The sequence below is a fragment of the Flavobacterium sp. genome, assembly GCF_965262375.1.
Lineage (GTDB): Bacteria > Bacteroidota > Bacteroidia > Flavobacteriales > Flavobacteriaceae > Flavobacterium.
The window spans coordinates 2,716,804-2,743,572 of the sequence record NZ_OZ253527.1 but is presented as its reverse complement, the minus strand read 5'-3'; the positions used below and the strand labels follow the sequence as shown (position 1 = coordinate 2,743,572).

The window sequence follows — 26,769 nt, the reverse complement described above, 5'->3', positions numbered from 1 at the left end:
TATTTATTGTGGTAAAAGTAATAAGTTAACGTTCGTATTCAAAATAAATTATCTATAAAAATGATTGTTTGCTTGCTTTCCTGAGCTATTTTATGATTTTTTTTGAATTTCTACGGAGTTTGAGTTGTATTTTAAAAAATAGTCGATGACTAATGAACTCGACCTTATTTCTGTAATGGTTTCAAATGTGTACCCATTGGAAGAAAATCATTCTATTTAAACTTTAAATTTTTATTTTAAAAACGTACACCTACCAAAAGCGATTAAATTTTATAGAAGCTCCCGATACGCTTCGCGCTCGAGCTGACGATGCTTCCGATTTTGTGTATTACCGTTCGTTCGAGTAGCTTTTGGAATGAAATGGAAAAAGGTTCGTATCGAGAACTTCTACAGGTTATAACGTAACTTTTTTAAATAACTATTTTTTAGTTTTATAGGCATTACACCAGTCAAAGAGATTGGTAATAAGTTGCCTAAAAATCAGGTTTCAATTGATTGCTGTTTTGTAATACGAAAACCGAGTATACTAAACCCTTTTTTTCCTCGTTTTTACTAGGAACATATACTATATTTGAATCATAATATTGTTTTATGAAGAAATTTCCTTCTATCCCATTGTTTCTATGGCTTATTGGATGCCCTTCGGTATTCAGTCAGCAAACTGAGGTTTACACCAATGCTTTGGCAGAATATCATAAAGGATTAAGCTTGTTTAAAGACAAACAATACCAATCGGCACAGCTCATCTTTGATAAAACCTTGCGAACTGCGCAAGGCGATGCCGAGGCGGATTGTGCTTTCTATAGTGCCGTTTCCGCTTTGCGTTTGAAACACGTAGGTGCTGATGAGCGTATGGAGCAATTCATTAAAGCCTATCCTACCAGTACCAAAATGAACCTTGCTTATGCTGAAATTGCTACCTATTATTTTGAAAGTGGAAAATATGCCAGCGCCTTGGAATATTTTGATAAAGTAGAAGAATCGGGTTTGACCAATGAAGAATTGGATAGATATAACTTTTATAGAGGTTATACTTTTTTTACGACCCACGATAAAAAATCAGCAAAAAACTATTTTAATCGAGTGGCAAGTTCTAAAGAATATGGCGCACAAGCTAAATATTACTTGGGCTTTTTAGCGTATGAAGGTGATAATTATAAAGAAGCCAGTCAATATTTTGACCAAGTGTCGGGGGATGAAAAGTACAAAGAGAAATTGTCGTACTATCAAGCAGATATGGCTTTTAAGGCGGGAAATTTTCAAAAAGCTATCGATTTAGGTCAAAAAGCGATGACTAAATCTTCAGTTGAAGAAAAATCGGAATTGCAAAAAATCATAGGTGAGAGTTATTTCAATCTAAAACAGTATGAAAAAGCGATTCCTTTTCTTGAAGCTTATGAGGGAAAGAAAGGCAAATGGACTAATACCGATTATTATTTGTTGGGGTATGCCTATTACAAGCAAAACGATTTTGAAAAAGCCATCGCACAATTCAATAAAATTATTGGAGGGAATGATGGTGTCGCCCAAAATGCCTATTATCATTTAGGAGAGAGTTATTTAAAAACGGATAAAAAACAACAAGCCTTACATGCTTTTAAAAATGCCTCGGAAATGGCTTTTGACCTAAAAATTCAGGAAGATGCGCATTTGAATTATGCTCGATTGAGTTATGATATTGGAAATTCGTACCAAAGTGTACCTGAGGTATTGCACGGTTTTATGACAAAATATCCTAAAAACCCAAGCGTGGGCGAGTTGGAGACTTTGTTGATTAATGCGTACATCACCTCGCGAAATTATAAAGAAGCCTTAGTTTTATTAGAAAAAAATAAAAATTATGGGAACAAAGTAGCTTATCAAAAAGTAACTTTTTCAGAGGTTTAGAACTGTATAATGAAAGTGATTACAAAGGCGCTTTGGAAATGTTCAAAAAAGCTATTGCGGAACAAAAAGAAGCGACCATCACTGCACGAGCTACCTTTTGGAAAGCCGAAACGGAGTTTGTTTTGGAAGATTTTAGCAATGCCTTATTAACCTACAAGCAATTTATTGGATTTGCAGAGGCTAAAGCAACTTCAGAATTTAAAAATGCCGATTATAACATTGCTTACACACATTTTAAATTAAAAGAATACGAACAAGCAATTCCTTTTTTTCAAAAATATACAGAAGGAGCTAAAGAAGATAAAACCCGCTTGGTAGATGCATATTTGCGTTTGGCCGACAGTAGGTTTGTGACATCAAAATACGCGCCCGCTATCGAAGCCTACGACAAAGCCATTGCATTGAAAGGGGTGGATGTTGATTATGCGACTTTCCAAAAAGCTATTTCTCAAGGTTTTGCAGGTAAAAATGATAAGAAAATAGCTGAATTTAATGCGTTTATCAAGAATTTTCCGAGTTCGCAATACCGTGATGATGCTTTGTTTGAGCTAGCCAATACATACACAGCGGTGAACCAAACTGCCATGGCGCTGAAGACTTATGACCAATTGATTACGGAATATACCAAAGGAAGTTATACCGCAAAGTCTATTTTGCGACAAGGCTTAATTTATTATAATGAAGATAAAGATGAGTTGGCTTTGACCAAGTTTAAAAAAGTAGCATCAGAATTTCCTCGTACTGATGAAGCAAATGAAGCCGTAAAAACTGCCCGTTTGATATATGTTGATAACGGAAAGGTGGAAGAGTATGCCACTTGGGTACGTACGTTGAATTTTGTGGATATTTCTGAAACAGAACTGGAAAATGATGCTTGGGAATCAGCTGAAAAGCAATTAGCACAAGGGAATACCGTACAAGCAATAGCGAATTTGAAAAGTTATGTAAAGAATTTCCCGAACGGGGCGCATGCCTTAAAAGCGAATTACAATTTGGCAGATATAAGTTATAAACAAAATGAAGTAAACGCTTCCGTGCCACATTATGAATACATTGTAGCACAGGCGCGAAACGAATATACAGAACAAGCTTTGTCGCGTTTGGCGGAAATTTACGTCAAAAATGAGGCAACGGATAAAGCAATTGGTATTTTAAAAAGATTAGAAACCGAATCGGATTTTCCACAAAATAAAACGTATGCGCAGGCGAATTTGATGAAAGCCTATTACGACAAAAAGGACTTTGCACAATCGGTAGTATATGCTGATAAAGTGTTGGCTAATCCAAAAACTGATGCCAAAATCAAATCGGATGCGCAAATCATCGTAGCGCGTGCGGCTATGCAGGTGGGAGATGGGGCCAAAGCACGAGAAGGTTATGGCAAATTGCAAAAAATTGCCAAAGGCGAACTCATGGCAGAAGCGCTGTATTTTGATGCATATTTCAAACACAAAGACGGAAAATTTGAAGCGTCTAACAGTGTGGTCCAAAAAATTGCCAAAGAATATTCAGCCTATAAATATTATGGAGCCAAGAGTTTAGTGATTATGGCTAAAAATTTCTATGGGTTAAAAGATAGTTTTCAAGCCACCTATATTTTAGAAAGTGTTATAAAGAATTTTAGCTCTTTTGAAGATGTAGTAACTGAAGCACAAACTGAATTAGCAAAAATTAAAGCCGAAGAAGCCAAAACGAATTCGTCGGTTAAGTGAATTAACCACTAAGCACACAATGTAAGCACTAAGTGCACAGGATGTTGTTTTTTGTTCTTTGTGAACTTTGTGAATTTCTTTGAGACCTTCGTGGTAAAAAAATGAAAGAAGTAATTTCATTCTAGATGATTTAAAATATGAAAAAATACCAACAATTATATAGCTTGATAGTTTTGTTAGGAATCATTCAGTTTTCTAATGCTCAAAAAAAAGACGACAACATTGGTACGGAAGTCGTGAATGTGGTAAAACCTTATACGCCTACCATCTCAGATGCCTTTAAAATAAAAGAAGTGCCACCTACAGATGAAACCGAAACCACTAAAAAAGAACCCGTAAAATACCAGATTTTTTCTTTTCCAGTGGCATCTACTTTTGTGCCTGCCAAAGGAAAAGCGGTGGCTGTAGAAAAACCAAAAGAGGAGAAACTTTGGCCTAATTATGTGACTTTTGGGTATGGAAATTACAATACACTCAACGGAGAATTGTTTGTTACTCATGATATAGACGACCGTCAATATTTAGGGGCTACAGCACGTTATTTGTCTTCTGGCGGAGGGATAAAAAAGGTGGCTTTGGACGATAGTTTTTCTGATTTGATGGTAGGAGGGATGTATGGTTTTCAGCAAGGGGAAACTAGTTTTAAAGCCGACGGAAGCTATAAGCGTGAAGGTTATAATTGGTACGGATTGCCTTTGAAAAATCCTAATTTTGTATTAACCGATTTTTCGAATATCAAACCAGAGCATAGTTATAATACTTTGAAAGCAGGAGCGGAACTAGCCGTTACCAATAGCTTTTTTGATAAATTACAGTTGCAGTATATTGGTTTCTCGGATGATTATGGTTCCAGAGAAAATCGTTTTATGGTTAAACCATCGTTCAATTTAGATATTCGTGAGGTATTAGTGAAACTAAAATTTAATTTAGATTATGCCAATACAACTTTTGATACCTCATATCAACTAACGCCACCACCTTCAGGGAGTAATTTTGAAATCGCTAAATCGCATTTGATTTTTAGTGGAAATCCAAGTTTTACCTACAAAAAAGAAAATTTATCCATCGATTTTGGGGTAGAATTGACCTATTTGTCACGTTTGAAAAATGTCTATGTGGGTCAAGCACAAGCAACAAATAGCGGATTTTTTATCTATCCTAAAATAAAAGCTTCCTATAAGCTAGTGGGCGATTTGATGGTATTTACAGCGGGGGCTGACGGTGGATTGCAACAAAATACCTATGAAAACTTTGTGACCCAAAATAAGTTTTTAGCACCTACGCTTGACATCTTGCCCACAGATACGCAATATAATGTGTACGCGGGATTGAATGGAAAATTAGCGAATACCATTTCCTATAATTTAAAAACCAGTTTTGAATCGTCAAAAAACAAAGCCTTGCAGGTGAGTAATCCTTATTTAGCAACCCCAAGTACTTCGTATAGTTATGGGAATTCTTTTAATGTAGTATATGATGATGTTAAGACGCTCTCTTTGTTTGGAGAGTTAAAAGCCGATGTGAATAAAAATATAACTTTGGGTATCAACGGTCAATTGAACAGTTATAAGGTTACTTTTGAAAAAGAAGCATGGAATTTGCCAACGGTGAAAGTAGGTTTTACTTCCGATTTTAATGTAGGGAAGAAATTCTATGCTGGAACACAACTTTTCTTTGTGGGCGAACGCAAAGACCAGTTTACTAATTATACTGGATTCGCCAATCCTGATACAATACAAACCTTGGAAGGTTATTTTGATATCAATGTGTATGTGGGATACAAGCACAACGACCGATTGACGTTTTATTTGAAAGGAAATAACTTGGCGAATCAAAATTATGAGCGTTGGTTAAATTATCCTGTGCAAGGCGCTCAAGGCATGTTAGGGGCGAATTATAAGTTTGATTTTTAAATAATCATTTTAACTTAAAATAGATTAGGATAAAGGAAGTGATAAACTTTGGAGTTTTCGATATGTTTTTCCTGGTTTAATGAGGTAATATTATATTCAATTGAGAGTTTTAAAAAAAATCCCCTGTTTTCAGCAAATCGAAACAGGGGATTTTTTTAAGAGTAATAGTTTGAAACTAATTAAGTTTACGGTTTGATTTAGCAATAAAATAAATACCCGAAAGGATAAAAGGTACACTCAACCACTGTCCAGTACTCATAATTCCTAAAACATTTTCAAAGCCACCTTGACTTTCTTTAACTGATTCTACAAGAATACGAACTGTAAATAAAGTAACTAAAAAAGAACCAAATAAGAAACCTTGTTTGTTTCTAGCATCTGTTTTCCAATACATGAAAAATAATAATGCAAAAACAAAAATGTAACCAAATGCTTCATAGAGTTGCGATGGGTGTTTTGCTGGAATAGCGTTAATCAATTCGGCATATTTAGGATTAGCGGTTAATTCGCTATAAGCTTCGCGGTAATTTAAAATTCCTGTTTGAGTAATTGCCTCGTTTTTTGAAATGGCATCTTGAACAAATTTAATTCCAAACGTAGAATCTGTAATATCCCCAACAATTTCAGAATTAAAAAAATTACCAATACGAACAAAAATAGCACCACTGGCAACCGGAATAACAATTCGATCTAAAACCCAAAGTACTGGTTTATGTATCACGTTTTTAGCATAAAAATACATGAAGATTATCACTGCAATGGCAGCACCGTGACTGGCCAAACCTGTAAAACCTGTAAATTCAAACTCAGGTTTGAAACGTACGGGCAGAAGAATTTCACCTAGATTGTTTTTATAATAATCCCAATCATAAAAGAAAACGTGTCCTAAACGTGCGCCTAGTAATACAGAAATAACCATCCATACAAAAAGGGAGTCTAATTTTTCTAAAGGTTCGTTTTCACGAATGAAAATACGTTTCATAAGCGCAATTCCTAACGAAAATGCAATAACAAACATTAAACTGTAAAATCTAATAGTAAAGTTACCAAGTGTAATCCCGTCAGCAGGATTCCAAACTATAGCAAGTAAGTGATTCATAAATTGGTTTTTAATACTAGTCAAAAGTAGGATTATCTACAGGAAAAAACAATTAAAATTTAGATTAATGAAAAACTGATTGCTTTGGGTTGGGTGTGGGTTTATGTTGTTGATTTGTAGGGTTTTATTTTACTTTTTGTAAAATCCTTTTTTTGTTTTATTTTGTTCTAGTAAGGCTTGATAGTTTGTTTTACTAAAAAAAAAACGGAAAAATATTGGTTTTTTGGATTCACTAAAAAGGTCTGTTTTTATAATTAGAGGTTGTAATCATGTAAAAACTTCCGAAATTTGCATTTTTTAGCAAAAATAACTTACTAAAGTAATATGGCACATCAAATTTATGTTTTAGAATATTGTACTGAAAATCATACTAGAAAAAGCCCTATTGTGCCTGCTCTTGAACAATTAGCATTACAGTATGGTATAACTAGTGTGTATACAACTTTTGATAGTTTAGAGGGGTTTGAAGCTAATATAAGTACACTATTGTACGAAGACCGACATTTTAAGGATTATGCACTTATTTATTTAGTGATAGGAGGAAGAGGAAACGAATTAAATATTGATAATTATTATTATAGTTTTGAGGAAATTGCTGAATTTTTTGAAGGTAAACTTAAAGGAAAAATTATTCATTTTGCAAACACTTTTCAATTAGAATTAGAAGAAGAAACTTTTCAATATTTTTTAGATGTTACTGGGGCTAAAGCAATCACAGGTTATGCACAAAGAGCACCAATTTTAAGTGTTCCTTTAGATAATTTGTATTTTTCACTTTGTGAAGAGGAAGATGATATTGTGGAAGTTACTGAAATGCTTTTTGAAAAGCAATTGGCATTATGTCAATCTATGGGGTTTCAAGTGTATTATTAAAGTTAAGTAGGTTAGGTATTAAAAATAATATTTATGAATATACCTTGGCTAATCTGATATTTAATGTAGGAATATTTTTAAATTTTTACTTAAAAAATGCATTTTATCGAATTTAATCGTTTAATCTAATTTTTTGAGTTAAATTAGACCCAAGATTTTAATGCAAGAATGATTTAACATTTTGTTAATCATTTCAAAATAGTTTAGTTTTTTAGTTTGTTTATTTGATTGAGAAGTACCTCTAACTCCAAAAAAGAGGTGCTTCCTTTTTTTTAGTACCAGCGTTTCTTATTTTTCTTAGAATTTTCTGATTTTCTTGAATTTTTTCCACTTCTATTATTAGTTTTTGGACTACCGTTTTGTGAAGGTTTACTGCTAGAAGTATTTGTATTTTTTTTGCGAACTGTTGTTTTCCAAGGAAAAGGATGATCTTCGATGGTTTTAACTTTTGATTTTAGTAGACGCGTAATCTCTTTCCAATACACTTCTTCGTCTTTTCCGCAAAATGAAATGGCAATTCCAGAATGTCCAGCTCTACCTGTTCTGCCTATCCTATGAATGTATGTTTCAGGAATGTTAGGTAAATCATAATTAATCACTACAGGTAATTGATCAATGTCAATACCCCTCGAAGCGACATCTGTAGCAATTAAAAAATCGATTTCTTTGTTTTTGAAAGTTTCAAGTACTTTTTGTCTAGTACTTTGGGATTTGTCGCCATGAAGGGCGTCACAATTTAATTGGTGTTTTCTTAGAAATTCAACAATATTGTCAGCACCTTGCTTAGTACGAACGAAAATAATAGTGTCTTTTAAATCTAAAGATTTAATTGTGTGTAAGAGTAATTGTTTTTTTTCTGTTTTTTCGACAAAATAAACGGATTGACTGATGTTTTGACTGTTGGAAACCGTTGATTTTACTTCGACATATTTAGGTTTCTTCAAAAATTCTTCTGCAATTTCCCTGATTTCAATGGGCATTGTGGCAGAAAATAGCAATGTTTGTCTGTTTTGCGGGGCTATTTTGGTAATTTTACGTACATCATTAATAAAACCCATATCAAGCATTAAGTCAGCTTCATCAATAATAAGATGGTGTACGTGATTGATGTCTATAACACCTTGTTTGTTTAAATCTAAAAAGCGTCCAGGGGTAGCAATTAAAATGTCAACACCTTCTTTTAGTTTATCAACTTGAAAATTTTGACTAACACCGCCATATACAGTCAAAGTGGTACAATTCGTGTATTTACCATATTTATTAAAACTTTCTTCAATTTGTAATGCCAGTTCTCGGGTAGGGGCAAGAATCAACGTGCGTATGTGTTTGCGTTTTTTCATTGAACCTACAATTGGAATTAGGTAATTTAAGATCGGTATGGCAAAAGCAGCTGTTTTACCCGTACCTGTTTGCGCACAACCTACTAAGTCAATCCCTTCCATAATTGTTGGAATCGCTTTTTCTTGAATTTCTGTAGGCTTATTATATTCTGCTTCTTTAATAGCCTCGTTGAGGTTACGGTGTAAAGCTAATTCTTCAAATGTCATAAGGATAATTTTTGCAAAGTTAACTATTTTAAATTTGAGGAATTGGCTTTCATGAAATCCGTAACTAAATAACCTATTAGTTTGCCAATTAATTGCGGGTTTTTGTCTTCCCCTAATGAAGGAGCACCCTCGCAAATATGTAGATAGGCTGCATGTTTATGTTTTCCGAAGAAATAAATAAATTGTCGAACTTCCTCAACGGAAAATCCGCTTAAAGTCATGGCACTTGAAGGAATATTAGGTATTGCATCTAAATCAATTTCAATTCCAAAAGGATCCCCTTTTACATGATCTAGTGCTGTTTTCATTTCGGTTTGAAAAAGTTTAGTTTGACGAATTTTTATTTCGTCATAAGTGTTGTATTTTACTTTTTCGGTTCGGTCTTTTATGATGTCTAAAACACTTTTTGAGGTATAACTTTCATGAAGTCCAAAAATGAAATAATTTTTTAAGAAACCTTCTTCATAGGCATACGAAAACCCATTGCCACTATGTCTGCCTTCTAAAATTCGGAAATCAGAATGCGCATCAAAATTAACTGCATTGATTGATTTTCCTAACCCTAAGGCTGTTCCTTTAATATTACCATAAGCATTGTTATGTCCACCACCTATAATAATTGGTGTTTTTCCAGCTTTGATAATGTGATAAATAATATGGGAAACTTCTTTGTCTATATTCTCAACTATTTTGAATAACTGTTTGCGGTCTTCTTCATTGTTTTGGTCCAAGTCTTCTGCTTCACTAAGTTCTTGCGAAACATCTACTTTTCCTAATATAATTAGTTGATGGCCTTTACAAAATTTATTGTGTTGAATATTTGCGATACTTTGTAGGGTATTTTCCCAAGCTGATTTAGCTCCAGCTCTTCCTAAATTAGCGCGTACTCCCACATCTTCGGGGATTCCTAATAATACATATTTAGCTTCGCTACGTTTTAAGAATTCAAAAGGATCTTCATCTTTTGGGATGATTTGAATTTTTTCGCCGAACTTCACCTCACCGTTTCTATAACTTGTAATTTTTGTTAAATCGGATTGTTTAAAACGAATTAAATTTTCCATGAAAAATATTTATTGCTTTCCAAAAATACTATTTTTATAGAAAGTTGCGTTATAGTTTGTAATCTTTAATAAAAAAATTAAATTCGCACAAAATGTAACCCCAATACCCTATATTTTATGGATACTACCTCGACAAAAAACAATAGTAATGGTTTGAAAGCTATTATAGCTATTCTAAGTTTATTGTTAATTGGAAGCTTGGTTTATATGTACAAGTTAACCGAAGATGCTACAACTTCTTTATCGCTTGTGAAAAGTGAAAAAGAAGCGGTGATGCGTGATTTAGCTTTAACCAAACAAACCTTAGAAGAAACTATTGCTTCTAATTCAACGATGTCAGAAGAATTAATGGCGGAACGTGATAAGGTGCAACAGTTGATGGCTGAATTAGAAAAAACAAAAAGTACTGATGCATCTGCCATAGTTAGAATTAAAGGCGATGCTCAAAATCTTAAAGCTAAAATTAATGATTTACTCAGACAAATTGAAGGGTTGAAAAAAGAAAATGCTTCATTGTCAACTAAAGTGGATAGTACTAGTACGGAGCTTAAAAAAGCTAAAGTGGTAAATGATACATTAATTTCTAGAAATGACTATTTGGCTAAAACTGTTGAAAAAGGTTCTAAGCTATCTGTTGTTAATTTGCAAACGAGCGCGGTTAAGCAAAAAAGTAATGGTAAACAAATAGCTACAGATAAAGCAAGTAGAGCAAATATTTTGAAAATAAGTTTTACCATTGCTGAAAATCAAATAGCTAAGTCTGGTGATAAAACATATTATGTTCAAATTATTGATAGTAAGAATAATGTGCTAGGAGATAAAAAAATGGAAACTTTCGGAGAAAAAGTATTGACTTATAGTTTTGCTTCCTCTATACGATATGAAAATAAAACGGTTAAAATAGAGAAAGATTTACCAGTTAGTGAAATTACTGAGGGAACCTTTTTTGTAAATGTGTTTGATAAAGGCGAATTGGTTTCTAAAAATAGTTTTACCTTGAAATAATATACTTTTTTTTAAAATTTTTAGGCTGTGCTTTTTTATAAGGACAGCCTTTTTTTTATTATTTAAAATGATATAAAAAAATGTTAAGAACGATTTTGAAATTAAATATTCGTTACATTTGCTATACAATTTTTTAAAGAAACAAGAGTAATGAAAATAGCCGTTGTAGGTGCTACCGGTATGGTAGGAGAGGTAATGTTACAAGTATTAACAGAAAGAAATTTTCCAGTTACAGAGTTAATACCAGTAGCTTCAGAGAAGTCTGTAGGTAAAGAAATTGAGTTTAAAGGGAATAAATATAAGGTTGTTGGAATGCAAACGGCTATTGATATGAAACCTGAAATTGCTATTTTTTCTGCTGGTGGAGAAACCTCTAAGGAATGGGCTCCTAAGTTTGCACAAGCTGGTACAACGGTAATTGATAATTCGTCGGCGTGGCGAATGGATCCTAGTAAAAAATTGATTGTTCCTGAAATCAACGCCAATGTGCTTACTAAAGAAGATAAAATTATAGCGAATCCTAATTGTTCGACCATACAAATGGTGATGGTTTTAGCGCCTTTGCATAAAAAATATGATATTAAGCGAGTAGTTGTTTCTACATATCAATCGATTACAGGAACAGGAGTAAAAGCTGTACGTCAACTTGAAAATGAATACGCAGGTGTTCAAGCAGAGATGGCTTATAAATATCCTATTCATCGAAATTTAATTCCTCAGTGTGATACTTTTGAAGAAAATGGGTATACTAAAGAGGAAATGAAGTTGGTTCGTGAAACTCAAAAAATATTAGACGATAAGACGATAGCAGTTACTGCAACAGCAGTACGTGTGCCAGTAGTAGGAGGGCATAGTGAGGCTGTTAATATTGAGTTTGAGAATGATTTTGATTTGACTGAGGTTAGAACAATTCTTCACCATACTTCAGGGGTTACTGTTCAAGATAATATAGATACATTTACATTCCCAATGCCTTTGTATGCTGAAGGTAAAAATGATGTTTTTGTAGGACGAATTCGTCGAGATGAAAGTCAGCAAAACACCTTAAATATGTGGATAGTTGCCGATAATTTAAGAAAAGGTGCTGCAACAAATGCAGTTCAAATTGCTGAGTATTTAAAAGAAAATGCTTTGGTTTAAATCCATAAATGATTTTGATATACATAAAAAGTGGTATTTTTTAGATACCACTTTTTTTTGGTGGGTATCAATTTTAAGAGGAGTCACATAAATAAGCAAAAAGGAAATGACCTTTTTAATAACGTTTCTAATAGGTTCAATTGCAATATCTATGAATAAAAAAAGTCGGTATTTTCAAAAACACCGACCTTTTTACATTTTATATTTATTATTTGCTTAGTACACAAACATAGCCCTTTCGCTCATCATATCGTTTACTTCATCCGCTACTTGCTCTAATACCTCTTCGTTAGTAGGATTCATCAACACACGGTCAATCATATCTACAATCGTGTCCATATCAGCTTCTACTAAACCACGAGTTGTAATAGCAGGTGTTCCTACGCGAATACCAGAAGTTACAAATGGTGATTTATCATCAAATGGAACCATATTTTTATTTACCGTAATTTCAGCTTTAACTAAGGCATTTTCAGCTTCTTTACCCGTAATCCCTTTGTTTCGCAAGTCTATTAACATCATGTGGTTGTCTGTACCGCCAGAAATAATGTTGTAACCTCTTTTTACAAAAGCTTCAGCCATAGCTGTAGCATTTTTCTGTACTTGTACCGCATAACGGAAAAACTCATCCGATAAACACTCTCCAAACGCCACTGCTTTAGCAGCGATAATGTGCATTAATGGTCCTCCTTGATTTCCAGGGAAAACTGCCATATCTAATAAATTAGACATCATTTTCACCTCTCCTTTAGGCGTTGTGAATCCCCAAGGATTTGGAAAATCTTTACCCATCATAATCATCCCACCACGAGGACCACGTAAAGTTTTATGTGTAGTCGTAGTTACAATATGACAATGAGGAATTGGGTCGCTCATTAAACCTTTAGCAATCAAACCTGCAGGGTGTGAAATATCGGCCATTAAAATCGCACCAACAGAATCAGCAATTTCACGGAAACGTTTGAAATCCATATCACGAGAATAAGCCGATGCCCCTGCGATAATTAATTTTGGTTGCTCTTTTGTAGCAATTTCTTGAATTTTATCGTAATTCAACATCCCAGTTTCTTGCTCTACCCCATAAAATACAGGTTGGTACAATTTACCAGAGAAATTTACCGGTGAACCGTGTGTTAAATGCCCCCCGTGCGATAAATCGAAACCTAAAATTTTGTCTCCAGGTTGCAAACATGCTGCAAAAACAGCGGTATTAGCCTGTGAACCTGAGTGAGGCTGTACGTTTACATATTCCGCACCAAACAAAGCTTTCGCTCTATCAATAGCAATTTGCTCTACGATATCAACTACTTCACAACCGCCATAATATCTTTTGCCTGGATATCCTTCAGCATATTTGTTGGTTAAACAAGAACCTGCCGCTTCCATTACTTGGTCGCTTACAAAGTTCTCAGAAGCAATTAATTCAATACCGTGAATTTGTCTATCTTGTTCATCAAGAATTAAGTCGAAAATTTGTTCGTCGCGTAACATTTTATAAAATTTTAATTAAATGGTGGTCAAAATTACAAAAAGTGTTTGGTATAATCCCAATAGAAACTATATTTGAAGTGTTAAAACAATTTAATTTCACAAAAAATTAAGATATGCCTATCACAGCTAACAATCCTGATAGAAAATCTTGGTTAGAAGTAGCTTCTGACTGTGATTTCCCTATTCAAAATATTCCGTTTGGAGTTTTTTTAACTAAAGATGATATCGTAACCGTAGGTACGCGTATTGGAGATTACGCTATCGACTTAGGAGCTTTACACCAATTAGGTTATTTCGAGGGTATCGATTTGACTGACGATGTTTTTTTGCAAGATGCTTTAAACGAATTTATTTCATGTGGTAAAAAAACTTGGCGTTTAGTGCGTAACCGTATTTCAGAAATCTTTGATGCTGAAAATCCGAAGTTACGAGATAACGCAAAACATCGCGACATCGTTATTTTTAACTGTAATGAAGTTGAAATGCAATTGCCTGTTTATATAGGGGATTACACCGATTTCTTTTCAAGTAAAGAACACGCAACCAACACAGGGAAAATGTTCCGCGACCCAGCAAATGCATTATTACCTAACTGGTTGCACATTCCTGTAGGTTACCACGGAAGAAGTTCCACTATAGTACCTACTGGTATTCCCGTACACCGCCCCATGGGACAAACCATGCCGGCTGATGCTACAGCACCTGTTTTCGGTCCGTCTCGATTAGTTGATTTCGAATTAGAAACAGCTTTTATTACCACGGATGCTAACATTATGGGTGAAAACATTCCTGTAGCAGAAGCTGAAGACTATATTTTTGGTATGGTATTATTGAATGACTGGAGCGCTCGTGATATTCAAAAGTGGGAATATGTACCACTAGGCCCATTCTTAGCTAAAAACTTTGCAAGTTCAATATCTCCATGGATTGTGACTATGGATGCCTTGGAACCGTTCCGTTGTGCTTCGCCAGTGCAAGAACCTACGCCACTTCCGTATTTACAACAAACAGGCGACCATGCTTTTGACATCAATTTAGAAGTAGCTATTGCTCCTGAAAACGTGGAAGAAAAAGTAATTTCAAAGACTAATTTCAAATATATGTACTGGACTATGAGTCAACAATTGGCACACCATACTATCAATGGGTGTCGTGTAAACTCAGGAGACATGATGGGTTCAGGAACTATATCTGGTCCTACAGAAGATTCATTTGGTTCGATGTTAGAATTAACTTGGGGTGGTAAAAACCCAATTTTAATGAACGATGGTTCTGAACGTAAGTTTATAAACGATGGAGATACCGTTATCATGAGAGGATATTGTCAAAACGAATCCACAAGAATTGGTTTTGGTGAAGTAGCTAGTAAGTTATTACCACCAATTCCTACAAAATAATAAAAGTTTTACACTTTCATTAACTTAAAAGTACAAGCATTTTCATTAGATTGCTTGTACTTTTTTTATTTTCTAGCTATGAAACAACTATTTCTTCTTGCCACTAGTCTAATGCTCGTGAATTGCATAGAGAAATTTGGAACACGAATAAAATGCCTAAATAAATCTCAAAAATCATCCCTCAAAAAAATGAAACAGTTTATATTGTTTTTAAGTGTACTAACCGCTTTTAGCCTTCATGCGCAACAGAAACCCTGTGAGGCCAACCCAAAATACAATGAATTTGATTTTTGGATTGGAGAATGGCAAGTGTATAGCTCAAAAGGAATTGCGGGAACTTCAAAAATTACAAAAATTCTAGACAATTGCATCCTTCTAGAAGAATGGACGTCTGCCAACAAACAACAAGGATTGCTTTATGCAGGAAAAAGTTTTAATACCTATAATGCCGCCACAGAACAATGGCAACAAACTTGGGTAGACAACACGGGAGGTACTACCGAATTTCTCACCGGAAAATTTGAAAACAACCGCATGCAATTTATGAGTCGTCCTTTTAAAAATGGGAAGCAAACAAGTATACGCCGACTTAGTTTTTACAAACTAGAAAATGGTTTTGTGCGTCAACATGGCGAACTATCGAATGATGAAGGCAAAACTTTTACAGCAGAATATGATTTAGAATACCGCCCGATGCCCTCAAAAAAATAATAAAAATCTTCAATTAAACACCTATCATAACTTTCAGATTATTTTTATCAGGATGGACCATTTTATTTTAAAAAACTTCTATTAAAAAAACTTCTTTTTTACGGTTTCCCGTAAGCAAAGTATCATTTATTTTTATAGTTTAGCGTTAACAAACTAAAAGCTACGGAACTTCAGAAGAAGCTCGATTGGGCTTTGAACACAAGATGCGTAAAAAAGGTGCGCACATTTGTGAGTTAGCAGTAATTAGAACCCAACTAACTGGAGAAAAATACTTATGATACCATTAAAACTTGAAACAAAATATTTTAAATTAGAAATTTTCAGAAGAGGAATAGTTTTTACGGTCGCTTCTCTAATATTTGCTTCGGGGGTAAATTTAGTTAATGGAAATATATTTTTAGCATTAATATCCATTTTCAATAAACAAGTTTTCAATGAAGACTCAAATGAATATGGTTTTTGGGTTGGCTTAATTTTAATTCTACTTTCACTATTTCTTTTTTACTTAATAATAATTAATTGGAGAATTGAAATCTATTCGAAAACATTTGTACAACTACGCCGATGTTTAGATAAATATGGAACTGCAATTAATCACAGAGTTCACTATGCAAATTCAGAGAAACTGAGAAAATTACATATAGAAGCCTACGAAGAATATATTAAAACTGGAGAATTTTTAAACGAAAATCAAACAAACCTTGATTTAAAAACTTATGATGCCGCAGTTGATTTAAATTATAATATTGGGAAAAAATTTACTGAACTTGACACATATATCAAAGAAATAAATAAAATTGAGAATAAAATTGAAACACCTTATAATCCTGAACTTGCTAACAAAGAAATGCCAAGAGAAATCGATGATTTAAAAAATGAACTTGATGATTTTGTAGCATTAATCAAAGAAAAAGAAAGGTTTAAGATATTCAGTCAAAACTAACTACTGCTAACAGCTAAGGTTTCGTTGGGCTCGAAGAGCCAACAATGAAACCAATGTTGAACGGAACCATTGAGATTCCATCCATTATGGGTTCGTAAAGTTTTCAGAGAGAATAACTAGAGGCATTTAACGCCTCTTTTTTTTGAAGTCTACTTTAGGTGGTTTTTAATGAGATTGCTTTCACTTATGGGAGCAACTCGCTCAAAACGATAAATAAGTTCGCTAAAACTTTCTACTTCAACACCCGAGGCACCACCGAATTTCTCACTGGAAAATTTGAAAACAACCGCAGGTAATTTATGAGTCGTCCCTTTAAAAATGGGAAGCAAACAAGTATACGCCGACTGAGTTTTTACAAACTAGAAAATGGTTTTGTGCGTCAACATGGCGAACTATCGAATGATGAAGGCAAAACTTTCACAACCGAATAGGATTTAGAATACCAGTCCAAATCCTCAAAAAAGTAAATATGCAAATAGGATATAAATAAACCTTTATCCATTTTGGCTCAATATTTGACCTAATATTTTATATTTGTCAAAATTCAGCTTATGAAAAAAACAATTACGCTTATATTACTTATCGGTTTTTTAGTAGGGTGTAGCGGTGTAAAACAAACCCAAACCATGCTTAGCGATGGAAATTATGATGGAGCCATAGGGAAATCAGTTGAAAATCTTCGTTCTAATAAAACTTCCAAAGGCAAACAAGATTATGTGTACTTATTAGAAGAGGCTTTTGCAAAAGCGAAACAACGGGATTTAGAGGCAATAGCTATGTGGGAAAAGGAGGCTAATCCATCTAATTTGGAAAAAATCTTTAATACTTATACCCAATTGCATAATAGACAAGAGCGAATTAAGCCAATTTTGCCTTTGTACTTAATTAAAGAAGGACGAAATGCTATTTTTCCTTTTGAGGATTATTCTACTCAAATTGTAAATGCCAAAAATAAATTGAGTCTTTATTTGTATGATAATTCAAAGAAACTAATGAAGGTTAATGATAAATTGACTTTTCGCCGTGCTTTTGATGATTTGGAATATCTAAATCAAATAAATCCTGATTATAAAGATGTAAAGCAATTGATGGTTGAGTGTCATAATAAAGGTACTGACTTTGTACATGTTTATACTCGAAATGAAACGAACATGGTTATTCCTGTTCGATTGGAAAATGATTTGCTAGATATTAGTACTTTTGGATTAAATGATAAATGGACTGTTTATCATAATAATAAACAAAAAGAAATCAAGTATGATTTTGCTTTGTTAGTTAATTTTAGACAAATAGCTGTTTCTCCAGAGCAAATAAAAGAGCGCGAATTTATCAAAGAAAAGCAAATTACTGATGGTAAAAAACCCTTGCTTGACCAGAATGGAAATCAGGTAAAAGATGAAAAAGGGAATGTTATTATGGTAGATAATCTTAAAACGATTAGAGCTACTATTTATGAATCTAAGCAGTTTAAAGCTTGTCAAATTACAGCTAAAATAGATTATTTAGATTTAAAGACGAATCAACTTATTGATGCTTTTCCTGTAACTAGCGAATACGTTTTTGAATATATTTTTGCTAATTTCAATGGAGACCGTAGAGCTTGTGATGATAATTATATGCCTTATTTTGGTCGTCGCGCTGTACCTTTTCCTAGTACTGAACAAATGATTTATGATTCAGGCGAAGATTTAAAAGCAAAATTGAAAAACATAATAACTCGTAATAAATTTAGAAGATAAATTGAGTGTGAGATACTATATTATAAGCTGGTTCTTTGAATCAGCTTTTTTTGTGTTTTCTACTAATGGGTTATAATTTTATTAAATAAATGTTTAATTAGAGGTATATTTTTAATTTTTATACTTCAACATCGTACAAACATTATTTATATTTGCGTTTTAACAAAATTATGGCGGGTAATACATTCGGAAATATTTTTAAAATAACCACTTTTGGCGAATCTCATGGAGAGGCACTTGGTGGAGTTATTGATGGTTGTCCTTCGGGTATTGAAATAGATTTGAGTCTGATAAGAAAGGATATGCAAAGACGTAAGCCTGGGCAATCAGCTATAGTTACCCAGCGTAAGGAAGAAGATGAATTTCAATTGTTGTCAGGGATGTTTGAAGGTAAAACAACAGGTACACCTATTGGTTTTATTATTCCTAATACCAATCAAAAATCTGATGATTATTCGCATATAAAAAATACTTACAGACCTAGCCATGCTGATTTTGTATATGATAAAAAATATGGTTTTAGAGACTACAGAGGTGGAGGACGTAGTTCGGCTAGGGAAACTGCTTCAAGAGTTTTAGCAGGTGCTATTGCTAAGCAAATAATTCCAGAAATCACAATTACAGCTTTTGTGTCATCCGTAGGTGAAATTTTTATAGACAAACCTTATCAAGATTTAGATTTTTCTAATATTGAGGCTAATCCTGTTCGTTGTCCTGATCTGTTAATTGCAGAAAAAATGGAAAGCTATATAAAGGAAATCAAAAAGAATGGTGATACCGTAGGGGGAACGATTACTTGTGTTATACAAAATGTACCTATTGGTTTAGGGGAACCTGTTTTTGATAAATTGCATGCCGAACTTGGAAAAGCAATGTTGTCAATTAATGCGGTACATGGTTTTGAATACGGCAGTGGTTTTTGTGGTGCAAAAATGAAAGGGAGTGTGCATAATGATGCTTTTAATGCTGATGGGAGTACACAAACCAATCTGTCGGGGGGAATTCAAGGAGGTATAAGTAATGGAATGGATATTTATTTCCGTGTGGCATTTAAGCCGGTAGCGACTCTTATTCAAAAGCAAGAAGTTTTAACTAATACTGGCGAATTAATCGTTGAACAAGGAAAAGGAAGGCATGATCCCTGTGTGGTGCCAAGGGCGGTACCTATAGTTGAAGCTATGTCAGCTTTAGTACTAGCGGATTATTATTTACTCAATAAAATTTATCAATCTAAATAATGGAAGTTAATAATTTAAATACTCAAAAAAAATCAATTTTTTCAAATCTGACTGTTCAGATTTTAATTGCTATGATCGCAGGGGCGGTACTAGGAATTTTTATACACAATAACTATTCTGAAGATTTTGCAAAAGAATTTAGTGGTTACATAAAAATGTTGGCTACTGTTTTTATCAGGTTAGTACAAATGATTATTTCGCCTTTAGTATTCACGACTTTGGTAGTTGGTATAGCTAAGCTTGGCGATATTAAAGCTGTAGGGCGAATAGGAGGGAAAGCGCTAGCGTGGTTTTTTACGGCTTCATTTATCTCTTTACTAATAGGGATGTTTTGGGTGAATGTTTTACAACCAGGTGCAGGTTTGAATCTTAGTGGGGTAGATGTGACTACTGCGGCTGAGGTTACTGAGAAAACACAAAATTTCTCGGCACAAAACTTTGTTGAGCACATCATACCAAAAAGTGTTGTGGAGGCTATGGCTACAAATGAAATTTTACAGATTGTAATTTTTTCAATCTTTTTTGGTTTGGCTGCGGCTTCTTTAGGAGATTATACAAAACCAGTGGTGAATGCCTTAGATAAAACATCGCATATTATTTTGAAAATGGTGAATTATGTGATGAAATTTGCACCACTTGGTGTATTTGGTGCTATTGCGGGTGTTTTTGCTATTCGTGATTTAGGTGAGTTGTTACTTACATATGCTAAATATTTTGGTTCCTTTTTAGTTGGTATTTCTTCGCTTTGGCTTGCTTTGTTGTTAGTGGGGTATCTGTTTTTACGTAGCCGACTTAAAGTATTATTAAAACATATTGTGTCGCCGTTAGTTATTGCTTTTGGTACTACAAGCAGTGAAGCTGTTTTTCCGAAAATGACCGAAGAGTTAGAACGTTTTGGGATTAAAGATAAAATCGTGTCATTTATGTTGCCTTTAGGGTATTCTTTCAATCTTGATGGGAGTATGATGTATATGACATTTGCTAGTATATTTATTGCGCAAGCTTATGGGGTTTCTTTAGATTTAGGAACACAATTAACCATGTTGCTGGTTTTAATGCTTACCAGCAAGGGAATTGCGGGAGTCCCAAGAGCTAGTTTAGTGGTGGTTGCAGCTACCTGTGGCATGTTTGATATTCCAGTGGAAGGTATCGCTTTGATATTGCCTATAGATCATTTTTGTGATATGTTTAGAAGTGCAACAAATGTGTTGGGTAATGCTTTGGCTACCTCTGTTGTAGGAAGTTGGGAAAAGGAATAGTAAGATTCGATATTACTTTAGAAGTACCCTTTTGGCTTAAAGCTGGAAGGGTATTTTTTTTAGAGAAATATGAATGATTTTTTCTTTCTAAGGCCTAAATCGTTATTGGTGATATGAGGCCTATCGAGACCGTATACTGTTTTAATACCATTTAAGTTTTGAAATTACCGTTTTAATTTAGTTATTTAATTCATTGAATTTTTTCTAAATTTTCTTAATTCCTTAATGATTTTAAAGATGTTTTTGCTTGCGGTAAATTTAAATTTAAAACAGTATAACTTTGAAAATACCAATATTCAAATGTCATATGGAAAATATTATTTGTAGTCTTATGGTATAATTTAGAGAATTGTCCCCTTGAGGGGTATAAGAGGGCAAAGAATTGTTCACTTTTAAAAGGAAAATTCAAAGTTAAAATATTATATATTTAGCGCTTGATCCTATAAAATATCAAATCTTCATGCTTTTCTATGGATTTGATATTTTGAAGTTGTTGTAAAAAAAAAAGCTCCTAAAAGGAGCTTTTTGGGGTGAATGATGGGTCTCGAACCCACGACCTTCGGAACCACAATCCGACGCTCTAACCAACTGAGCTACAATCACCATTTTATATTTTATTTCACTTTGGGTGAATGATGGGTCTCGAACCCACGACCTTCGGAACCACAATCCGACGCTCTAACCAACTGAGCTACAATCACCATTTTTAATACTTCGCTATGCTTCCGTATTGCGAGTGCAAATATACAACAAAACTCGGCTCTTGCAAATGTTTTTTCGAAAAAATTACAATAAATTTTGTAAACTATTGACAGCCAAATATCTTTCTGTAGTAAAGCCTTCTGCATAGGCTACGCCTACTAGTCTTCCCAAATCTTGAGCTCGGTATTTTACACTATCTAAAAAGTTTTTAGAAGTAATTGGGGTCTCGGGTTCGTTTGATTTAGGATCATAAAACTGCGAGCTGTAAGCCAAAATGGATTGCATTTTTAAATCTATATGTTCGCTTATGTCAACAACAAAATCAGGTTCAATATTTTTCCATTGTATATAATGATAAACCGCTTTAGGGCGCCATGCTTCTTGTTTGTTGTTCTCTAAATAAGTTTCTATTTTGGTCAAACCAGATAAAAAACAAGAATCGGACACTAACTGACTACCTTTTGGATGGTCGATGTGTCGGTCATTAATAGCGTTACATAAAACTATTTCAGGTTTGAATTTTCGTATTATTTTGATGATTTCAAGTTGATGTAACTCATCGTTTTTGAAAAAACCATCTCTAAAATTTAAATTTTCTCTGATTTGAACATTTAAAATTTGAGCAGCTTTTGCCGCTTCTTGATCTCTAATTTCGGCTGTTCCTCTAGTACCTAATTCTCCTCTGGTTAAATCAATAATGCCTACTTTTTTGCCTAAACTAATTTCTTTTGCAATCGTACCAGCGCAACCTAGTTCAACATCGTCAGGGTGTGCTCCAAACGCGAGTATATCTAATTTCATTTATTTGTATTTAGTATTTGTATTCAAAAAAAGTTTTTTAAAACTATTTTATAGAATTGTTTTCATTGTTTTTGCCTTATTTACTGTTTCTTCCCATTCGTGTTCGGGATTACTATCTTTAGTGATTCCGCAGCCTATATAAATATTTATATTTTGCGCATCTATTTCCATACATCTTAAATTGACAAACAAATGTGTCTCGTTTTCATTAGTGCTGAAATTATGGTTGATTTCGCCTAAGAATCCAGTATAATAAGTACGGTCATAGCCTTCGCTAGTTTCAATAAAGGCTTTTGCAAGATCTTTTGGTAGTCCACATACTGCAGGAGTTGGATGAAGTATTTGTATTATATGCTGTAAATTTGCAGTTGGAGCAAGTACCGCATCAATATCGGTTCGTAAATGAAGTAAATTACCCGCTCTAGATGTATATGGTTCTGTTTTCTTGATTTCGGATGTTTCTTTTTGAAGTTGTTCAATGATGTAGTCTGTTACATATTTTTGTTCTTTTTGCTCCTTTTTTTTCCAAATCACATTTTCAGAATCTTTGTAAGCTTGTGTACCTGCTAACGCCATGGTGTGTAGCTTGTTTTCGGTAATTGAAAATAGTTTCTCTGGGGTTGCACCAAGCCAAGTCCCAATTTTAGGATGATGCCACCAATAGCAAAATGCATTTGGATATTTGTACAGTATTTTTTCGTATATATTAAATAAGTCTAGAGCTTCTTGTTGAATTTGCTCTTTTCTAGACAAAACTAATTTGCTAAAAACCCCATCTTTAATGACTTCTATTCCTTTTTGCACCAGTTGGATAAAATGCTCTTTTTGAAAAATATTTTCAATTTCATTGTCATTTTCAAATACAAAATCTTTTTCAAAATAAATAGAGTTGTATTTGGTTTCGCATTTATCAAAAGGAAATAGTAACGCTGTTCCTGAAAAAGGAGCGAATACGAAAGCTTTTTCAGAAAAATCATTCGTACTGTACAAATGATCGTCTTTTTGAAAAAGTCCAACTAAAGTTTTTGAATTGGGTTTGCGGTAAACAACAAAAGGTAGATTCATTTTTTGTTGAATGCTAATTCTTTCAAATATACTTTTCATGAATTTAGTTTTAGGGTAGGATTTTACTTTTCTTCTACCATTAACGTTCGCGTTTAGGTAAAACCATGTTGGTTAATTTGCAAAGTGAAATCAAATTTTCGTTTTCATCAACAATTCTAATCTCCCATAAGTGTAACGATTTTCCATGATGCAAAAGTTTTGCTGTAGCAGTTACTTCACCATTTCGTTTGCTTTTCAAATGATTTGCTGAAATTTCAATTCCTCGAACTTCTTGTTTTTCTAGATTTACGAGCATTAATGATGCGGCACTTCCTACACTTTCTGCTAATGCTACAGTTGCGCCACCATGTAGCAATCCCATGGGTTGGTGTACATTAGAATTTACAGGCATTTTAGCGACTAAATAATCGGCACCTGCCTCAGTATATTTTATTTCCAAAGTTTGCATCAAAGTGTTTTGACACATTTTGTTGATTTTTTCTAAGAAATCGTCTTTATCAAGTAACATATGTAATTATTCTAATATCAAAATTACGAAAAATAGGATTAATTTTAATCAGATTATACTTATTTCAAATTTTGACGTTAGTATATTTTGATTATTTTTATCCAAAAAATCACAATTCTGATGCGATACCTTCTTTTTGTAGTCTCTCTCTTTTTAATTTCCTTGACTTCTTGTCGTAAGGATTTTGATACTGTGCCTAGCAACGGGCAATTGTCTTTTTCTAAAGACACGGTTTACTTAGATACAGTTTTTACGGGAGTAGCCTCGAGTACCTATCGCTTAAAAGTATATAATAAGAGTGATAAAGATATAACCATTCCGTCAATTGTTTTAGGTAAAAATGAAAATTCTAAGTACCGATTGATGGTAGACGGAATGACTGGCGAAAAAGGACAGGGAAAGGTGTTTAGAAATGTAGAATTGTTGGCAAACGATAGTTTGTATGTCTTAATTGAAGAGACAGCAGGGGTTTTAGATACTAACGCATCAAATTTCTTATACACAGACCAAATTCTTTTTGATACGGGGGCTAACCAGCAAAAAGTAGATTTAGTGACTTTAATTCAAGACGCTTATTTTTTATATCCAAAGAAAAATCAAGAATATTTAGAATTAAATGATGGTGATAAAGATAGTAGAGTTTATGGATTTGAACTTGATGAGAATGATCCTTTAAATGGAAATGAACTGCATATGACAAATAAAAAACCCTATGTGATATATGGTTATGCTGGGGTGCCTGCTACTAAAAAATTAGTTATAGATGCTGGGGCTAGAATTCATTTTCATGATCAATCTGGAATATTTGTAAAGAAAACTGCTACAATAGAAGTGAATGGGCAAGTATCTAAAGATACTAAGAAAATGGAGAACGAAGTGGTTTTTGAAGGTGATCGTTTAGAGCCTGGATTTTCTGAAATTGCTGGACAATGGGGTGTTATTTATCTTGCAGATGGGAGTACTAATAATAGTTTTAATCATGCTACTATTAAAAATGGATCTATGGGGATTTTTGTGGATAGAAACGATGGTACCACTACACAAATAAAAAATACTCAAATTTATAACTGCTCTGATTTTGGTCTTATTGCAAGAAAAGGGAAAGTTTATGGTGAAAATATAGTTATAAACAAATGTGGTCAGTCAAGTTTTGCCTGTATTTTAGGCGGGAATTATGAATTTAACTCCTGTACATTTGCTAATTTTTGGAGTAACGGAGGTAGACAATCCCCTGCCGTATATTTAGATAATACCTATAAACAAAAAGACGTTTTGTATGTTTCAAATTTAGAAAAGGCAAATTTTGTCAATTGTATTATATATGGGAATAATAATGTAGAAGTTGGTTTAAAAAAGGATGATGCTGTAGCTTTTAATTTTGACTTTAGTAATTGTTTGATAAAATTTATTGACCAAGCTAATGTTTTTAAGACAGCGATGTATGATTTTGTAAAAAAGGCTGAGACTAAACAGAATCTAGTTACAAATGGGCAAGTTACTAATGATCCAAAATTTGTAGATGCCGCAAAAAACAATTTGAAAATAACTAAAAATTCTAGTGTTATAGGTAAGGGGAATAGTAGTTTTATTATTGTCAATGATATTGAAGGGAAACTACGAACATTGCCACCAGATTTAGGGGCTTATCAGCATTTGGAGTAAAGAAATTGAAAAGAAAACTAATCATTTGAAAACCGTTTTTACAATCCCAAGTTTGTTTAAAATAAATTTTACATTTAGAAGTAACTTTAATATCGAGGCCGGTAAATAAAGTAAAACCCATCTAGAATGAGGAATATTATTCAGGTTTATATCTTTAAAAAGTATTTTAGCCTCCTTTTCTCTATGGGAAAGTTTCAATCTGATTCCAAAACTTAATCGGTTGTAGTCAAGAAATTTTTTGAGTGTTGGATTTTCTTTTTCAAACTCTTTAAATTTTGAAAAATTAAGTTTGTTGGCGTAAAAATTGGAGTTTTTAGATAAGCTTTTTGGATCATAGCAGTAACGGGCTACGAGGGTGTTGCAAAACAGTATAGGGTATTCTAGTCCTATACGGATCCAAAGATCAGTATCTTGTCCGCTTCTTATGTTAGTGTCAAAATTTCCAATTTTTTCAAATACACTTTTATGAAATGTACTAGAAATTGTTGTGAGTGCACTTTCTTTCAAGCTGTTTTTAAAATAGTCTAATAATTGATATTTTGGAGTAGTATCAAAGCTATATACTGCGGGATATATTTTTTTATCAGCAAGTTCTATTTCTATTCTTGCACCAAAAACTTTAGCCTCAGGATTATCATGTATTGCTGTATAAAAAGTATCTAATACATTTGGATACCAAAAGTCATCAGCATCTAAAAAAGATATAAATTGACCTAGAGCACGGTCAATTCCGAAATTTCTGGCCGTCGAAGCCCCGCCATTTTCTTTTGAAAAGTAACGAATTCTAGAATCTGTTTGTTTTAAAATACATGCTTCACTACTATCAGTGCTACCATCGTTTATAATTAGTATTTCAAAATCAGTAAAGGTTTGATTTAAGAGGCTTTTTATAGTGTTTTCTATAAAATGTTCTTTGTTGTACAGAGGAATGATTACTGAAAAGAAAGGCATGAAATTTATTAATTAGTAACTATAGTTGTTTAAAAGAAAATAATACTATTCAGCAAATATAT

At 33.5% G+C, this 26,769-nt stretch carries 20 protein-coding genes, 2 tRNA genes and 1 pseudogene; 13 read left to right on the top strand and 10 right to left on the bottom strand.

From position 1 onward, the window contains the following. Nucleotides 1-591: 591 nt before the first annotated feature. Together ACQY29_RS12530 and ACQY29_RS12525 are read left to right on the top strand one after the other, a co-directional pair. Nucleotides 592-3,599, top strand: a pseudogene (locus tag ACQY29_RS12530) (tetratricopeptide repeat protein). Between the two features lie 137 nt (nucleotides 3,600-3,736). Next, on the top strand, nucleotides 3,737-5,512 hold the full coding sequence (locus ACQY29_RS12525; protein WP_428225518.1) for a TonB-dependent receptor: 1,776 nt from the start codon (nucleotides 3,737-3,739) through the stop codon (nucleotides 5,510-5,512). Nucleotides 5,513-5,687: 175 nt separating this feature from the next. On the opposite strand, the gene lgt is transcribed toward ACQY29_RS12525, so the two are convergent. After that, nucleotides 5,688-6,611, bottom strand: coding sequence for a prolipoprotein diacylglyceryl transferase (gene lgt / locus ACQY29_RS12520; protein WP_428225517.1), 924 nt, complete (start codon nucleotides 6,609-6,611; stop codon nucleotides 5,688-5,690). 324 nt (nucleotides 6,612-6,935) lie between these two features. Here lgt and ACQY29_RS12515 point away from each other — a divergent pair, with 324 nt between their 5' ends. Further along, nucleotides 6,936-7,484: a DUF6642 family protein gene (locus tag ACQY29_RS12515; RefSeq protein ID WP_428225516.1), complete on the top strand. Its 549-nt coding sequence runs from the start codon at nucleotides 6,936-6,938 to the stop codon at nucleotides 7,482-7,484. A gap of 272 nt (nucleotides 7,485-7,756) precedes the next feature. Here ACQY29_RS12515 and ACQY29_RS12510 read toward each other — a convergent pair whose 3' ends face one another. After that, nucleotides 7,757-9,031, bottom strand: coding sequence for a DEAD/DEAH box helicase (locus tag ACQY29_RS12510; protein WP_428225515.1), 1,275 nt, complete (start codon nucleotides 9,029-9,031; stop codon nucleotides 7,757-7,759). Between the two features lie 23 nt (nucleotides 9,032-9,054). Beyond that, complete coding sequence (locus ACQY29_RS12505; RefSeq protein WP_428225514.1) at nucleotides 9,055-10,095, bottom strand: formimidoylglutamase; 1,041 nt, start codon at nucleotides 10,093-10,095, stop codon at nucleotides 9,055-9,057. Nucleotides 10,096-10,212: 117 nt separating this feature from the next. Here ACQY29_RS12505 and ACQY29_RS12500 point away from each other — a divergent pair, with 117 nt between their 5' ends. Together ACQY29_RS12500 and ACQY29_RS12495 are read left to right on the top strand one after the other, a co-directional pair. Next, nucleotides 10,213-11,100 carry a hypothetical protein gene (locus ACQY29_RS12500; RefSeq protein WP_428225513.1) on the top strand — a complete coding sequence of 296 codons (888 nt, stop codon included), beginning with the start codon at nucleotides 10,213-10,215 and terminating at the stop codon, nucleotides 11,098-11,100. A 150-nt stretch (nucleotides 11,101-11,250) separates the two neighbouring features. After that, nucleotides 11,251-12,240, top strand: coding sequence for an aspartate-semialdehyde dehydrogenase (locus ACQY29_RS12495; RefSeq protein ID WP_428225512.1), 990 nt, complete (start codon nucleotides 11,251-11,253; stop codon nucleotides 12,238-12,240). A 216-nt stretch (nucleotides 12,241-12,456) separates the two neighbouring features. Here ACQY29_RS12495 and glyA read toward each other — a convergent pair whose 3' ends face one another. Further along, on the bottom strand, nucleotides 12,457-13,731 hold the full coding sequence (glyA, locus tag ACQY29_RS12490; RefSeq protein ID WP_428225511.1) for a serine hydroxymethyltransferase: 1,275 nt from the start codon (nucleotides 13,729-13,731) through the stop codon (nucleotides 12,457-12,459). A gap of 113 nt (nucleotides 13,732-13,844) precedes the next feature. Between glyA and fahA the strand changes: the two genes are divergently transcribed. The 7 genes from fahA (at nucleotide 13,845) to ACQY29_RS12455 (ending at nucleotide 21,018) form a co-directional block, all read left to right on the top strand. Beyond that, the gene (gene fahA, locus ACQY29_RS12485) at nucleotides 13,845-15,128 is read left to right on the top strand and encodes a fumarylacetoacetase (protein ID WP_428225510.1); all 1,284 of its coding nucleotides are present in this window, start codon (nucleotides 13,845-13,847) and stop codon (nucleotides 15,126-15,128) included. A gap of 189 nt (nucleotides 15,129-15,317) precedes the next feature. Further along, nucleotides 15,318-15,839, top strand: a complete 522-nt coding sequence (locus ACQY29_RS12480; RefSeq protein WP_428225509.1) for a hypothetical protein — start codon at nucleotides 15,318-15,320, stop codon at nucleotides 15,837-15,839. A gap of 274 nt (nucleotides 15,840-16,113) precedes the next feature. Then, on the top strand, nucleotides 16,114-16,782 hold the full coding sequence (locus tag ACQY29_RS12475) for a hypothetical protein (RefSeq protein ID WP_428225508.1): 669 nt from the start codon (nucleotides 16,114-16,116) through the stop codon (nucleotides 16,780-16,782). A 299-nt stretch (nucleotides 16,783-17,081) separates the two neighbouring features. Beyond that, nucleotides 17,082-17,213: a hypothetical protein gene (locus tag ACQY29_RS12470; protein ID WP_428225507.1), complete on the top strand. Its 132-nt coding sequence runs from the start codon at nucleotides 17,082-17,084 to the stop codon at nucleotides 17,211-17,213. Between the two features lie 120 nt (nucleotides 17,214-17,333). After that, complete coding sequence (locus ACQY29_RS12465) at nucleotides 17,334-18,521, top strand: hypothetical protein (RefSeq protein WP_428225506.1); 1,188 nt, start codon at nucleotides 17,334-17,336, stop codon at nucleotides 18,519-18,521. A 170-nt stretch (nucleotides 18,522-18,691) separates the two neighbouring features. Next, nucleotides 18,692-19,759: a chorismate synthase gene (gene aroC, locus ACQY29_RS12460; RefSeq protein WP_428225917.1), complete on the top strand. Its 1,068-nt coding sequence runs from the start codon at nucleotides 18,692-18,694 to the stop codon at nucleotides 19,757-19,759. Then, nucleotides 19,759-21,018, top strand: coding sequence for a dicarboxylate/amino acid:cation symporter (locus ACQY29_RS12455; RefSeq protein ID WP_428225505.1), 1,260 nt, complete (start codon nucleotides 19,759-19,761; stop codon nucleotides 21,016-21,018). Before aroC ends, ACQY29_RS12455 begins: the two co-directional genes overlap by 1 nt. Nucleotides 21,019-21,544: 526 nt before the next feature. On the opposite strand, the gene ACQY29_RS12450 is transcribed toward ACQY29_RS12455, so the two are convergent. From ACQY29_RS12450 to ACQY29_RS12430, 5 genes are all read right to left on the bottom strand, one after another. Next, nucleotides 21,545-21,621: transfer RNA gene (locus tag ACQY29_RS12450), tRNA-His, on the bottom strand. 23 nt (nucleotides 21,622-21,644) lie between these two features. Beyond that, nucleotides 21,645-21,720 (bottom strand) — tRNA-His (locus ACQY29_RS12445). An 84-nt stretch (nucleotides 21,721-21,804) separates the two neighbouring features. Beyond that, a complete protein-coding gene (gene bshB1 / locus ACQY29_RS12440) occupies nucleotides 21,805-22,521 on the bottom strand; it encodes a bacillithiol biosynthesis deacetylase BshB1 (RefSeq protein WP_428225504.1) in 717 nt (238 codons plus the stop codon). 48 nt (nucleotides 22,522-22,569) lie between these two features. Continuing rightward, nucleotides 22,570-23,625, bottom strand: a complete 1,056-nt coding sequence (locus ACQY29_RS12435; RefSeq protein ID WP_428225503.1) for an isochorismate synthase — start codon at nucleotides 23,623-23,625, stop codon at nucleotides 22,570-22,572. A gap of 40 nt (nucleotides 23,626-23,665) precedes the next feature. Continuing rightward, complete coding sequence (locus ACQY29_RS12430) at nucleotides 23,666-24,094, bottom strand: PaaI family thioesterase (protein ID WP_428225502.1); 429 nt, start codon at nucleotides 24,092-24,094, stop codon at nucleotides 23,666-23,668. A gap of 120 nt (nucleotides 24,095-24,214) precedes the next feature. Between ACQY29_RS12430 and ACQY29_RS12425 the strand changes: the two genes are divergently transcribed. After that, nucleotides 24,215-25,756: a hypothetical protein gene (locus ACQY29_RS12425; protein ID WP_428225501.1), complete on the top strand. Its 1,542-nt coding sequence runs from the start codon at nucleotides 24,215-24,217 to the stop codon at nucleotides 25,754-25,756. A gap of 21 nt (nucleotides 25,757-25,777) precedes the next feature. Here ACQY29_RS12425 and ACQY29_RS12420 read toward each other — a convergent pair whose 3' ends face one another. After that, nucleotides 25,778-26,707 (bottom strand): glycosyltransferase family 2 protein, encoded by a 930-nt coding sequence (locus tag ACQY29_RS12420; protein ID WP_428225500.1) that lies wholly within the window; start codon nucleotides 26,705-26,707, stop codon nucleotides 25,778-25,780. Between the last annotated feature and the right edge of the window lie 62 nt (nucleotides 26,708-26,769).

What these genes read in the sequence shown, in the direction of transcription:
- ACQY29_RS12525 (WP_428225518.1), top strand. Translation starts at nt 3,737, where the DNA reads ATGAAAAAATACCAACAATTATATAGCTTGATAGTTTTGTTAGGAATC.
- lgt (WP_428225517.1), bottom strand. Translation starts at nt 6,611, where the DNA reads ATGAATCACTTACTTGCTATAGTTTGGAATCCTGCTGACGGGATTACA.
- ACQY29_RS12515 (WP_428225516.1), top strand. Translation starts at nt 6,936, where the DNA reads ATGGCACATCAAATTTATGTTTTAGAATATTGTACTGAAAATCATACT.
- ACQY29_RS12510 (WP_428225515.1), bottom strand. Translation starts at nt 9,031, where the DNA reads ATGACATTTGAAGAATTAGCTTTACACCGTAACCTCAACGAGGCTATT.
- ACQY29_RS12505 (WP_428225514.1), bottom strand. Translation starts at nt 10,095, where the DNA reads ATGGAAAATTTAATTCGTTTTAAACAATCCGATTTAACAAAAATTACA.
- ACQY29_RS12500 (WP_428225513.1), top strand. Translation starts at nt 10,213, where the DNA reads ATGGATACTACCTCGACAAAAAACAATAGTAATGGTTTGAAAGCTATT.
- ACQY29_RS12495 (WP_428225512.1), top strand. Translation starts at nt 11,251, where the DNA reads ATGAAAATAGCCGTTGTAGGTGCTACCGGTATGGTAGGAGAGGTAATG.
- glyA (WP_428225511.1), bottom strand. Translation starts at nt 13,731, where the DNA reads ATGTTACGCGACGAACAAATTTTCGACTTAATTCTTGATGAACAAGAT.
- fahA (WP_428225510.1), top strand. Translation starts at nt 13,845, where the DNA reads ATGCCTATCACAGCTAACAATCCTGATAGAAAATCTTGGTTAGAAGTA.
- ACQY29_RS12480 (WP_428225509.1), top strand. Translation starts at nt 15,318, where the DNA reads ATGAAACAGTTTATATTGTTTTTAAGTGTACTAACCGCTTTTAGCCTT.
- ACQY29_RS12475 (WP_428225508.1), top strand. Translation starts at nt 16,114, where the DNA reads ATGATACCATTAAAACTTGAAACAAAATATTTTAAATTAGAAATTTTC.
- ACQY29_RS12470 (WP_428225507.1), top strand. Translation starts at nt 17,082, where the DNA reads ATGAGTCGTCCCTTTAAAAATGGGAAGCAAACAAGTATACGCCGACTG.
- ACQY29_RS12465 (WP_428225506.1), top strand. Translation starts at nt 17,334, where the DNA reads ATGAAAAAAACAATTACGCTTATATTACTTATCGGTTTTTTAGTAGGG.
- aroC (WP_428225917.1), top strand. Translation starts at nt 18,692, where the DNA reads ATGGCGGGTAATACATTCGGAAATATTTTTAAAATAACCACTTTTGGC.
- ACQY29_RS12455 (WP_428225505.1), top strand. Translation starts at nt 19,759, where the DNA reads ATGGAAGTTAATAATTTAAATACTCAAAAAAAATCAATTTTTTCAAAT.
- bshB1 (WP_428225504.1), bottom strand. Translation starts at nt 22,521, where the DNA reads ATGAAATTAGATATACTCGCGTTTGGAGCACACCCTGACGATGTTGAA.
- ACQY29_RS12435 (WP_428225503.1), bottom strand. Translation starts at nt 23,625, where the DNA reads ATGAAAAGTATATTTGAAAGAATTAGCATTCAACAAAAAATGAATCTA.
- ACQY29_RS12430 (WP_428225502.1), bottom strand. Translation starts at nt 24,094, where the DNA reads ATGTTACTTGATAAAGACGATTTCTTAGAAAAAATCAACAAAATGTGT.
- ACQY29_RS12425 (WP_428225501.1), top strand. Translation starts at nt 24,215, where the DNA reads ATGCGATACCTTCTTTTTGTAGTCTCTCTCTTTTTAATTTCCTTGACT.
- ACQY29_RS12420 (WP_428225500.1), bottom strand. Translation starts at nt 26,707, where the DNA reads ATGCCTTTCTTTTCAGTAATCATTCCTCTGTACAACAAAGAACATTTT.